The organism is Paenibacillus sp. N119s (assembly GCF_059447605.1).
The window spans coordinates 1-11,075 of record NZ_JCAJRU010000175.1 but is presented as its reverse complement, the minus strand read 5'-3'; the positions used below and the strand labels follow the sequence as shown (position 1 = coordinate 11,075).

The 11,075-nt window shown below is 43.2% G+C and carries 13 protein-coding genes; 2 read left to right on the top strand and 11 right to left on the bottom strand.

What is annotated here, in order from left to right:
• Positions 1–296: 296 nt before the first annotated feature.
• Complete coding sequence (locus AC5V8P_RS18255; protein WP_013312131.1) at positions 297–527, bottom strand: hypothetical protein; 231 nt, start codon at positions 525–527, stop codon at positions 297–299.
• 194 nt (positions 528–721) lie between these two features.
• On the bottom strand, positions 722–1,336 hold the full coding sequence (locus tag AC5V8P_RS18250) for a stage II sporulation protein M (protein ID WP_063211135.1): 615 nt from the start codon (positions 1,334–1,336) through the stop codon (positions 722–724).
• A 95-nt stretch (positions 1,337–1,431) separates the two neighbouring features.
• Here AC5V8P_RS18250 and pdaB point away from each other — a divergent pair, with 95 nt between their 5' ends.
• Positions 1,432–2,211, top strand: coding sequence for a polysaccharide deacetylase family sporulation protein PdaB (pdaB, locus tag AC5V8P_RS18245; RefSeq protein WP_064795928.1), 780 nt, complete (start codon positions 1,432–1,434; stop codon positions 2,209–2,211).
• A 106-nt stretch (positions 2,212–2,317) separates the two neighbouring features.
• Positions 2,318–3,040, top strand: a complete 723-nt coding sequence (gerD, locus tag AC5V8P_RS18240; protein WP_063211139.1) for a spore germination lipoprotein GerD — start codon at positions 2,318–2,320, stop codon at positions 3,038–3,040.
• Between the two features lie 32 nt (positions 3,041–3,072).
• On the opposite strand, the gene AC5V8P_RS18235 is transcribed toward gerD, so the two are convergent.
• The 9 genes from AC5V8P_RS18235 to AC5V8P_RS18195 form a co-directional block, all read right to left on the bottom strand.
• On the bottom strand, positions 3,073–4,179 hold the full coding sequence (locus tag AC5V8P_RS18235) for an iron-sulfur carrier protein/transcriptional regulator SalA (protein ID WP_063211142.1): 1,107 nt from the start codon (positions 4,177–4,179) through the stop codon (positions 3,073–3,075).
• A gap of 58 nt (positions 4,180–4,237) precedes the next feature.
• A complete protein-coding gene (cwlD, locus tag AC5V8P_RS18230; RefSeq protein ID WP_063211143.1) occupies positions 4,238–5,014 on the bottom strand; it encodes an N-acetylmuramoyl-L-alanine amidase CwlD in 777 nt (258 codons plus the stop codon).
• A gap of 68 nt (positions 5,015–5,082) precedes the next feature.
• Positions 5,083–6,252 (bottom strand): sulfate adenylyltransferase, encoded by a 1,170-nt coding sequence (sat, locus tag AC5V8P_RS18225; RefSeq protein ID WP_064795929.1) that lies wholly within the window; start codon positions 6,250–6,252, stop codon positions 5,083–5,085.
• Positions 6,253–6,305: 53 nt separating this feature from the next.
• Positions 6,306–6,998 (bottom strand): phosphoadenylyl-sulfate reductase, encoded by a 693-nt coding sequence (locus AC5V8P_RS18220; RefSeq protein WP_064795930.1) that lies wholly within the window; start codon positions 6,996–6,998, stop codon positions 6,306–6,308.
• A 935-nt stretch (positions 6,999–7,933) separates the two neighbouring features.
• Positions 7,934–8,326 carry a 30S ribosomal protein S9 gene (rpsI, locus tag AC5V8P_RS18215; RefSeq protein WP_013373250.1) on the bottom strand — a complete coding sequence of 131 codons (393 nt, stop codon included), beginning with the start codon at positions 8,324–8,326 and terminating at the stop codon, positions 7,934–7,936.
• A gap of 20 nt (positions 8,327–8,346) precedes the next feature.
• A complete protein-coding gene (rplM, locus tag AC5V8P_RS18210) occupies positions 8,347–8,784 on the bottom strand; it encodes a 50S ribosomal protein L13 (protein ID WP_064795931.1) in 438 nt (145 codons plus the stop codon).
• 183 nt (positions 8,785–8,967) lie between these two features.
• On the bottom strand, positions 8,968–9,753 hold the full coding sequence (truA, locus tag AC5V8P_RS18205) for a tRNA pseudouridine(38-40) synthase TruA (RefSeq protein WP_063211151.1): 786 nt from the start codon (positions 9,751–9,753) through the stop codon (positions 8,968–8,970).
• 151 nt (positions 9,754–9,904) lie between these two features.
• Entirely contained in the window at positions 9,905–10,270 is a 366-nt protein-coding gene (gene rplQ / locus AC5V8P_RS18200; protein ID WP_013373253.1) for a 50S ribosomal protein L17, read from the bottom strand.
• A 34-nt stretch (positions 10,271–10,304) separates the two neighbouring features.
• A partial coding sequence (locus AC5V8P_RS18195) for a DNA-directed RNA polymerase subunit alpha (protein WP_495473761.1) occupies positions 10,305–11,075 on the bottom strand: 771 nt, incomplete at its 5' end.

Below are 11,075 nucleotides of genomic sequence, written 5' to 3'. Positions count from 1 at the left end.
ATGTTTGATTTTGCGAACAAAATCAATTTACTCACTCGTTGTTCAGTTTTCAAAGATCAAACTTTCATTGTATCTCACTTTGCTCCATCACCGCATCTCAGCGGCGACTTTTATAATATATCATTTCTTTTTGAGTTTTGCAAGAGCTTTTTTAATTCTTTTTTTCGAGCAAATCCTTCAAAAAGGAACGAAAATTAATTTACCATGGATAATGAATAGTGTCAATACTTTTTTCGATATCAGAAAGTATATTAACTTTCTGATATCTTGTTTGATATAGTTCTTCTTTCATTTTTTCATTGTTTGGTCTGGGGGACTCGGCCTCTGCGTGCATATTTGGATAGTTCCTTGGCGGGTGCAAAACGGGCATACATGCGGAAGACTGTTTTATATCGTAGTGCTATTGCATAACGGATATCCTGATCCAATCGAGTATCACTCATATCAAGCAGCATTTCATCTAGTTCCTTACGAAGAACGTAGTCAAGTTCCTTGCATTCCTTTTCGTTAAACAGCATACCCAACATATGACCATACTCCCTTATCAGCAGATTATATAGTGCTTATATTTGCTCAATTAGTTGTTCCAAACTTTACCTATTTTTAAACTCAACTGCTAAGGTCTCAAACTTACTCCGATGCATCTTTAAACTTTTTCTTACGCTCTCCCCTTTGTTATGTTCAATTTTCGGGAAATATATAAACAATTGGCCATTTTATTTTAATGCGACAGTAAACGATAAGTTATGCCGCTCTCAATCGCAGCTGCTATAAACAGAAAGATGACAGACCATATGGACACGGTTAACGTTTGTCTCAAAAAATCCTTCCACGATGGACCATTACCTTTTCGTTTCATTCCTATACTTGCACCAATGGTAGAAATTATATTGGTTCCAAACTTTAATCCGAAGGCACAGGCGATAATCAAAATAGGCAATTCAATCACACCGTGTGGCAATAATCCTTTTACGACAATTTCATACATACTTCTTCCCATATCAGCCTGTAGGTGCACTACAAAGCCTAAAACCATTCCGTTCACAATTAAAAATATAAAGGGCACGATTCCAAAAAGAGCTCCAGCGAATATAACTAACACGCATTTGATTGCATTATTGAAAAAGATAAACACAAAAAAACTCCATTGTGGATGCTCAGAGTTCTGTAAACGTTGCGCCACTCCCCCGAGTCCCTCCACTTGTTGGGCCAACATGGACTGAATAGTACCCGTACTTAACCATCCCACTACAATGCTTGCGCAGAAAAAAAGTGCAGAGATCAAAATTAACCGTCTAGTTGTTCGTAAAACATGAAAAAATGCTTTTATACCCATTTGTTGATTCCTCCGATTAGTCCAATGGAATAATTGACAACCCCTAGCATAGCTTTAAGTAAACAAGCACTTCTAGGATGAAAGGGGCATTAACTATGAGTTCTTTTTTCTACGTATTGAACGGCAAAAAAATCAAACGATTCCTGATCGTAATGGCTGCAGCCGTCTTTACTGCTGGAGTCATTTATGTAGAAACCGATAATGTTACAGTGTTTTCCGAGGAAGCACCAACTGCCATCTATAGTGTACCTACCGATAAAAAACTGATTGCTCTCACCTTCGACATTAGCTGGGGTGATAAGCGTACTGCCCCCATTTTAAAAGTTCTCGAAGATAAAAAAGTGACCAAGTCGACTTTTTTTCTTTCTGCACCCTGGAGTAAAACACATCCAGAACTCGTAAAACAAATTAAAGAAAGCGGATTTGAGATTGGCAGCCATGGTCATAAACACGAAAATTATAGCAGCTTAAGCGATGAAGAGATTCGTAAGCAAATTTCAACAGCTCATACCACATTAACCGAGCTAATTGGACAATCCCCGAAGTTAATCCGTATGCCTAATGGTGACTTTGATAAAAGGGTTCTTCAAGTTGCCAGCACTTTGGGCTACAAAACCATTCAATGGGATACTGACTCCCTAGACTGGAAAAACCCTGGTACACAAGTCATCATCGACCGTGTTGTAAATAAAGCCCATCCTGGAGATATCGTCCTCCTTCATGCCAGTGATTCTTGTAAACAAACCCATGAAGCGTTGCCCGTCATTATCGACAAGTTGCGAGCACAAGGTTATGAATTCGTAACTGTATCTGAATTGCTGCAACAGGGCACAGTAAAAGGTAAAGAGGTTCGCGATCAAGCTTTGGGTCTTTAAGGAGTTATTTTACATCGTTCTCATTTAAAAACCAAAAACAACTCGACATATTTCTCCCCAATCATCCGCATACTATCCGCATTCATGATAAAGGAGGAATACGGCCATGAATTGGACTCGTTTGCGATTTGTTAGCATGGTATGCGTACTGGGCGTTACACTGAGCGGCTGTGGCTCGGATCAGGGTTCTGCACCTCCCCAGAACAGTTATAAAGAGATGAAAACGATGGTTGTCGATATCCTGAAGAGCGATGATGGAAAAAAGGCGGTAGAAGAAGCTTTAACTGGAGAAAAAGGGGAGAAATCCGGTCAAAGTGGTGAACAAGGTGGATCTGGGGGCAGCGTGGGAATGAAAATGCTGATGACCACGCAATCAGCAGAACAGATGAAAACCGCAGTAAAAGATACTTTGGTCTCACCTGAATATAAAAAAGAAATCGAAAAAATTATGACTGATCCGCGTTTTGCCGGAGAATTTGCCAAAGCTATCAATAGTCAAAGCAAACAGCTTCATATGCAGCTTATAAAAGACCCTTCTTACCAAAAATCAATTGAAGCGATGCTAAAATCCCCAGAGTTAACTAAGATGTTCATGGACTTAACTAAAACTCCAGAATATCGCAAACAATCTATGACAGTCATGCATGATGCTATGCAGAATCCAATTTTTCGGCTTGAGGTTATGAATTTACTCAAAACTGTTGTACAAGAAGAACTTCAACCTAAGGTTGAGAAAAAAGGCGGAGAGCAAGGTGGCTCTGGGGACAAAAAGCAAGATGGGGGTGGAGGAGAAGGCGGCGGAGAAGGCGGACAAGGAGGAGGTCAGTAAAAAAAAGGCTGGTTTAAAACCAGCCTTTTTTATTATTTAGATTCCATGTGTAACCTCGTAATTTGAGCAGCTATATCATTATAAATAGCCCCTGTCTCCGACTCCGGTTTATAAACGGATGGGGAAAAATCAGCTTCTGACGGATGATTATCTGGAATACCCAGCGGAATTTGTGCCAGCAGTTTCGTATGGAGTGTATCTGCCAACATAGCCCCGCCTCCCCGTCCAAAAACGTAGTCTTTTTCTCCGGTGGAGGACACATAATAGGACATATTCTCCACAACCCCTATGACCTTATGATCCGTTTGAAGAGCCATTGCCCCCGCACGTGCAGCTACAAAGGCGGCCGTTGCATGTGGAGTAGTGACAATGATTTCTTCGCTCTGAGGGATCATTTGATGTACATCAAGTGCCACATCACCCGTACCTGGTGGTAAATCGAGGATCATATAATCCAGCTTGCCCCATTCGACATCACTAAAAAATTGTCTGAGCATTCTCCCCAGCATGGGACCTCTCCAAATGACTGGATTGTTTTCTCTAACAAAGAAGCCCATAGACATAATTTTAATGCCAAATCGCTCCACTGGCTGAATGATACCATCTTCGACAGAAGGTACATCCTCTACCCCGATCATATCCGGCACACTGAATCCATAGATATCAGCATCAATTAAACCCACACGCTTACCCTGTCTAGCTAGAGCTGCTGCTAAATTCACAGCTACTGTCGATTTTCCGACACCACCTTTTCCACTTGCAATGGCAATAAATCGTACGCCAGATGCTGGGTTAAGCAGCTCATGTTCTTCCATACCCACAGCATGGCCTTTGGTCAATACCGGATCAGCTACCTCCCCGGTATCCTGTTCATTTTGAATAGTTGATTTCTCAGACTCAGATGCCTCACGAATACGAATATGGACGTTACTTAATCCCGCTTCTTCTAACGTTTGCCGGATTTCCCGATCCAGTTCTGACCGCGTCTTTTCCTGACTATCCAGGGTAATAGCAGTCAATGAGATCCGATCCTCTTTAACAACGACATCCCGAATAAAATGGAGATCAATCAAAGGACGTCCTGTTTGGGGCTCCCGCACTTGCTGAAGTAGCTCTATAACCTGCTCTCTTGATTGCATAAATATCAGCACCTCTGCTTTATTGATTTATGTAGTGGTAAACACTTACAGTATACCACTATCTGGCTTCAGGTGCTGAGGAGGTCCCCTTTTCTCCTGCACTGTAACGCAAAATCCCTTTGTATATAGACGCAGCCACTTGTCTTTGATAGTTCTCGTCACTGAGTCTTCTGGCTTCTTCTGGATGAGACAAAAATCCGACTTCTACAAGAGCTGCCGGCATTTTGAGTGCCTTTAATAAATAGACTGTGTTCACGGTCTTAGCCACTCTGTCCGTATTTTCCAAATTACGTTTGATTTCTTCCTGGATTAAGGACGCCAAATTCTCGTTATCTGCATGATTAGGTACGAAAAAAGTCTGAGCTCCACTCCAACGGCTGGACGGGATACTGTTCATATGAATACTTAAAAAGAGGTCCGCTTTCTGCTCCTCAATCATACGTACTCGTTGCTTTAAATCCTCTGTTTTTCTTCTGGAATAGCCTTTTGTTTCTTGCTGTGCCAGATCGCGGTCATCCTCACGTGTCATGACGACAACAGCTCCTGCTTGCTGCAAATAATCACGCAAATAAAAAGCAATCGCCAGATTAATATCCTTCTCAATGACACCCTCTTTGCTGACCGCTCCTCCATCAGGCCCTCCGTGCCCGGCATCAATAGCAATTACCTTACCAGCAAGCGGTAGACTCCAGTGAATCCAGGCTCTCGAAGCAGGTATCTCATACAATGTCAACATGATAAATAGAACAGCGAGACAACAGCCTAAAAGCATTTTTTGCAGCGTACGATATCGAATCCACAGTGTAACCTCTTTTTTACGGTTGTTTTTTTGCATAACAAAACGCCTCCGTCCTATACAGATACTAATAATCTATATGGGACGAGGCGTGTAGTTAGTACAACTCAGGCATGAACATATTCTTTCATACCTTCAATCAACACTTGAGCGACTTCTGGTCGTGTAAATTCAGGTGGCGGACAAACCCCGGAGCGCAACAATTCCCTTACCTTGGTACCAGAGAGCGTCAAATGATGCTCCTTGGGATGTGGGCATGTTTTGCTTGAGGCCATATTTCCACACCGGGTGCAATAAAAGCTGTGTTCAAAAAACAACGGGGTAATCCCCAGCTCTTCAGGTGTAAAGTGCTTGAAAATTTCCTGTGCTTCGTAGGTACCATAATAGTCCCCTACACCGGCATGATCTCTTCCGACGATAAAATGAGTGCAGCCAAAGTTCTTTCGCACAATAGCATGGAAAATAGCCTCTCTAGGACCAGCGTAGCGCATAGCAGCAGGAAAGACTCCCAGAAAAGCTCGATCAGCCGGATAATAGTTGTCCAGCAACGTCAGATAGCTCTTCATACGCACATCTGCTGGAACGTCATCTGACTTGGTCTCTCCAACGAGTGGATTAAGAAATAACGCATCCACAATTTCCATGGCGCTTTTTTGGATGTATTCATGTGCCCGGTGTACCGGATTTCGCGTTTGAAAACCGACCACTGTCTTCCAGCCCTTTTCAGCAAAAAGTCTACGTGTCTGTGCTGGTGTGTAATAAAATTCGCCAAATCGGGTAGGTTCAGGTCGATTCAGCACTTGTACAGTTCCGCCTACATAGGTAGCAGGTCGATCTAACAGTTTGTTTACACCAGGATGAGCGGGGTCATCCGTCTTGAATACATATCTTGCTTCCTCAGCCTGATCCACCTGATACATACTCTCAATATCAAGTACAGCGTAGATTATGCCATCTGTCTCCCCCACCAAAGCAACCTGCTGGCCTAGTTTCAGTTCACTGGCTATGCTTTCTGCTACTGCAAGGGTAATGGGTATACTCCAGACTGTACCATCAGCGAGCCGCATATCCGCTACCACAGAACGATAATCTACCTCATTCATAAATCCTGTTAATGGAGAAAAGGCCCCCACTCCAATCAAGTCGAGATCGGAAATTGTCCATGAGTTTACAGGGATAGGAAACAAGTCACTTGCAACCTGCAACAGCGCTTCTTGCTCGGGACCTGTAATATTTCTATTAACGAGCGTTCCGCCATGCGGAAGAATTGCAGTCATAATGCACTTCCTTTCTATTCATAAATAAGTCTCAGAGCTACCTGCACACCATTTTATTTGTGAAGCCCACACTCTGTTTTCTCATTGCCTGACCAGCGGCCCGCACGTGGATCTTCCCCTGGCAGGACTTCGCGTGTGCATTGCTCACAGCCAATACTAGGATAATTACGGTCATGCAATGGATTATACAGTACTTCATGAGTGTGAATATAGTTCCAAACGTCCTCAGAGGTCCAGCTCGCCAGGGGGTTAAATTTAACGAGGCCAAACTTTTCATCATACTCTACCTTTTTTGCATTTGCACGGGTAGGTGCCTGATCGCGGCGAATACCGGTAATCCAGGCATCGTATTGAGACAGAATGCGTGTCAGCGGCTCAACTTTACGTATACCACAGCATGCATTAGGATCTGTTTTCCATAGCTCCTCTCCATGCTCCGCAGCTTGCTCTTCAGGAGTGATTAAGGGAGAGACTCTAATAAAATCCAGATTGTATTTAGCTTTCATCTGATCTCGCGTGTCGTAGGTTTCTTGAAAATGAAAATCGGTGTCCAAATAAAATATGTCGGTAGCAGGACTAATTTTTTGAAGCATATCTACTAGCACTACATCTTCTGCTCCGAAGCTACAAGCAAAAGTAAGGTTCGGAAATGTATGAACTGCATACTGGATAATTTCTTCAGGCGTAGCCTCTTCGAGTTCACTTGCCTTGACTCTAATCAACGCTTCTTTCTCCAATAAATTCATTATCAATGCGCCTCCATATGAAGATTCATAAATAAGTGCCACTTCAACAATGCCGACTAAACTAATAAGATTAAGTACAGTATAAAACTTTCATATACATTGTCAATCCAAGAAAAAACGTTATGAGGTAAACATCGGTCCTTTCGCATTATGCAAAAACGCTGTTCTGTCAGCATTTTTTAACGCTATCCTGCATACCCAACCAAGTTCATTTCCTTTATATAAAATATTCTTATACCCAACACTTGAAAATTGCCTTAGGTTGACGAAGACGCCTTATCTACTCCACATGAACCAAAGAATATGCCCAATACGTGTTTGCCGTCCTATTCCTGACTGGAATGGGTTATTACGATCAGATAAACATATCTGAGGAAAAAAGCGTTGTGCCTTTGATCCATGATTAGCCTTAGATTTGATCCAGAAATATATTTAGGTTCGGTTTGTCATATTTACATCTGCATTCAAAGATGATGCATACGTGGCCAGGATGAGCTCTAGTTAATGTACCTCATAGATCGCTAGTAAGCCCCTATTCGCTCCTATAGGGCGCACAGAGGCCCTTCTTGAGGAATTATTGCATTGGACACAAATAAGGCCATGAACGTAACTGGAGCCCTACTTAAGCCCTTTATCAAATTAGGTAAGGCCAAAAAAGCTGAACTTTACTTTAGTCACAGATTATGAACATTACAGGATAAACCATACTAAAACAGCAAACTATATTTGTGCATAACCATATCGAACTTAGTTACATCGTGGATAACTTATGTACTCTGTACAATGTATGCTGCTATTTATGTATCTGCAGGACAAATGAGGCCATGAAATTCTAGGGTAGATCTATTTATCCACATATGGCTAATGAACAGTTAATGATCTATATAAAAAAAGAACCCTTTCCATATGGAAAAGGTTCTTCTGTATTCGAAATATTAACGTTTCGAGAACTGTGGTGCACGACGAGCAGCTTTGAGACCGTATTTTTTACGCTCTTTCATACGTGGGTCACGAGTCAAGAAGCCTGCTTTTTTCAAAGCTGGACGGAATTCTGGGTCTGCTTTCAACAGAGCACGGGAAATACCGTGGCGAATTGCGCCTGCTTGACCAGAGATACCACCACCATGAGCGATAACAAGTACGTCATAGCTACCAAGTGTTTCTGTCAGATTCAGTGGTTGTTTTACGATCAGTTTGAGAGTTTCCAAACCGAAATATTCATTAATATCACGCTTATTGATGACAATGCGTCCTTCACCCGGTACGAGACGAACACGAGCTACCGAATGTTTACGACGACCTGTCCCATAGTATTGTACTTGTGCCATGAAACTGTCCTCCCTTTTAATTATCCGCGAAGTTCGTAAACTTCAGGTTTTTGTGCTGCATGTGGATGCTCTGTACCTCTGTAAGCTTTAAGTCTCAGCTTCATTTTTTCGCCTTGACGAGTTTTAGGAAGCATACCGTGAACAGCCAATTCCAACATACGTTCAGGTTTGTTCTTAACCATATCTTGTGCAACTGTTACTTTCAGACCACCTGGGTGCATGGAGTGACGATAGTATTTCTTGTTCTCCATTTTTTTACCGGTCAATACGATTTTCTCCGCATTGATTACAATAACAAAATCACCTGTGTCCACATGTGGTGTAAATTGTGGCTTGTGTTTGCCGCGGATCAACGCAGCCGCTTCGCTTGCCAGACGGCCGAGCGTTTTGCCTTCGGCATCAATGATGTGCCAGTTGCGCTCAACTTCATTTGGCTTCGCCATATACGTAGTACGCATGAAAAGTATCCTCCTTAAGTTCGTTAACAGAAATCATCATTTATCTTCGTTCGTTAAGTTGCTGCATTATCGATGGATTAGATGTTGCTATAAAGTGATTATCTTAAATGGGGCTGTGGGAAAGCCATTAAGAAAACACAACTTTTATATTACAGGATAACCATCAATTCTGCAAGGGAAAAATCAATGTTTTTTGATGTTTTCTTCATACTCTACATTCCAGAGCGTTAAAGCGTGTCCAACAGCCGTAGGGCCAGCCTTTGAACGGTTTTTCGCCTCCAAAATGGAAGGAATATCATCCGGCGATTTTTTGCCTTCTCCCACTTCCAGCAAAGTCCCCATTATAATTCGAACCATGTGCTGCAAAAATCCGTTGCCTGTAATATAAGTATGAATAATTCCCTGATCATCCGACCCTGGACGTGAAAAGGAATGATCTACTGTTATATAGGCGTCGTAAATGGTACGAATATGATTCGTCTTTTGGGAACGTCGGGATGCGAACGAAGTATAGTCAAAGGTGCCAACTAAATGGGCCAAGCCTTTTTCCATCGCTCTTACATCCAGCCTCGTTGGATGATGAGCCTGTGTACGACGATGAAAGATGTCTGGAAACCGGTTCGCATTTATACTGTACCGATACGTCTTTCGCTTCGCCATGCGGCGTGCATGAAAGGACAGTGGCACCTCTCTCGCATCCGTAACGATAATATCACGAGGCAGCCAGGCATTAAGTGCCAGACACCAGCGATGTACCGGAATCGGCGATTCAGTATGAAAATTGAATACCTGCCCGTATGCATGCACACCTGCATCTGTACGTCCTGAGCCCGTAATTTTAAGACGTTCGCCCGTCAATGAGTATATAGCATGTTCAAGACAGTCCTGAATGGTATTGCCACTAGGCTGCGTCTGAAAGCCGTCATATTGGGTTCCATCATAGTTCACCTTCATGCACAAGTTCCGCATGCTTCTCACACCTTTGCAGGGGTATTCTCTGGTCTTACAGGAAATAACCGAACATAACAAAGGAGAAGCCCCTCAAGGACTCCTCCAAGAGAAAAAAAGGGTTGTTCAGAATCAAGCCGATTCTGTCCACCCTTCCCTCATCTTCGCCTGTTTACGCGCGGTCAACCAATTCCAGATATACCATTGGAGCGGCATCGCCACGACGAGGTCCCAGTTTCAGGATACGAGTGTATCCACCTGGACGCTCATTGTAACGTGTAGCCAATTCGCTAAACAGCTTTTGGATTGCATCCTGCTCACCATCCAAAGTTTCACGGCGAACGAACGCAGCCACTTGACGGCGTGCGTGCAGATCTCCTTTTTTCGCTTTGGTGATCAGTTTTTCAGCAATAGAACGAACTTCTTTCGCTTTAGCCTCAGTAGTTTGGATACGCTCATACAAGAACAGATCGGTTACCAAATCACGAAACAAAGCTTTACGGGCACTGGAATTACGGCCCAATTTTTGGTATGCCATGTAGTTTCCCCTCCTTCACAAAACCGTTGCTGTACTATTCTTCCGTACGAAGTCCTAAACCAAGTTCCTCGAGCTTCTCTTGTACTTCTTCCAAAGATTTGCGACCCAAGTTGCGGACCTTCATCATATCTTCTTCAGATTTAGTCGTGAGTTCTTGTACCGTATTGATACCAGCGCGCTTAAGGCAGTTATAGGAACGGACGGAGAGATCCAGCTCTTCGATCGTCATTTCAAGAACTTTTTCTTTCTTGTCTTCTTCTTTTTCGACCATAATTTCTGCATCTTTTGCTTCATCCGTGAGACCCACGAATAACATCACATGCTCGGTCAAAATTTTGGCTCCAAGGCTCACAGCTTCTTCAGGACGAATAGTTCCGTCTGTCCAAACCTCAAGTGTCAGCTTGTCATAATTCGTAACCTGGCCGACACGCGTATTTTCTACGCCGTAGTTCACGCGTGCAATCGGAGTGTAGATGGAGTCGACGGGAATGACGCCGATCGGCTGGTCATCACGTTTATTCCGATCCTGCTTAACGTAACCGCGACCGCGATTGGCAAAAATACGCATGTGAAGTCTCGAACCCGGTCCGAGCGTTGCAATGTGAAGATCCGGATTAAGAATTTCCACATCACTATCCGCACGGATATCACCTGCCGTTACAACTCCTTCGCCTTCCGCATCGATTTCGAGTACTTTCTCTTCATCTGAGTGGATTTTAAGCGATAAAGCTTTCAAGTTCAGAATGATCTCCGTTACGTCTTCCTTCACACCGGGAACCGTTGCAAACTCGTGCAGAACCCCATC

What these genes read in the sequence shown, in the direction of transcription:
- AC5V8P_RS18255 (WP_013312131.1), bottom strand. Translation starts at nt 527, where the DNA reads ATGTTGGGTATGCTGTTTAACGAAAAGGAATGCAAGGAACTTGACTAC.
- AC5V8P_RS18250 (WP_063211135.1), bottom strand. Translation starts at nt 1,336, where the DNA reads ATGGGTATAAAAGCATTTTTTCATGTTTTACGAACAACTAGACGGTTA.
- pdaB (WP_064795928.1), top strand. Translation starts at nt 1,432, where the DNA reads ATGAGTTCTTTTTTCTACGTATTGAACGGCAAAAAAATCAAACGATTC.
- gerD (WP_063211139.1), top strand. Translation starts at nt 2,318, where the DNA reads ATGAATTGGACTCGTTTGCGATTTGTTAGCATGGTATGCGTACTGGGC.
- AC5V8P_RS18235 (WP_063211142.1), bottom strand. Translation starts at nt 4,179, where the DNA reads ATGCAATCAAGAGAGCAGGTTATAGAGCTACTTCAGCAAGTGCGGGAG.
- cwlD (WP_063211143.1), bottom strand. Translation starts at nt 5,014, where the DNA reads ATGCAAAAAAACAACCGTAAAAAAGAGGTTACACTGTGGATTCGATAT.
- sat (WP_064795929.1), bottom strand. Translation starts at nt 6,252, where the DNA reads ATGACTGCAATTCTTCCGCATGGCGGAACGCTCGTTAATAGAAATATT.
- AC5V8P_RS18220 (WP_064795930.1), bottom strand. Translation starts at nt 6,998, where the DNA reads ATGAATTTATTGGAGAAAGAAGCGTTGATTAGAGTCAAGGCAAGTGAA.
- rpsI (WP_013373250.1), bottom strand. Translation starts at nt 8,326, where the DNA reads ATGGCACAAGTACAATACTATGGGACAGGTCGTCGTAAACATTCGGTA.
- rplM (WP_064795931.1), bottom strand. Translation starts at nt 8,784, where the DNA reads ATGCGTACTACGTATATGGCGAAGCCAAATGAAGTTGAGCGCAACTGG.
- truA (WP_063211151.1), bottom strand. Translation starts at nt 9,753, where the DNA reads ATGCGGAACTTGTGCATGAAGGTGAACTATGATGGAACCCAATATGAC.
- rplQ (WP_013373253.1), bottom strand. Translation starts at nt 10,270, where the DNA reads ATGGCATACCAAAAATTGGGCCGTAATTCCAGTGCCCGTAAAGCTTTG.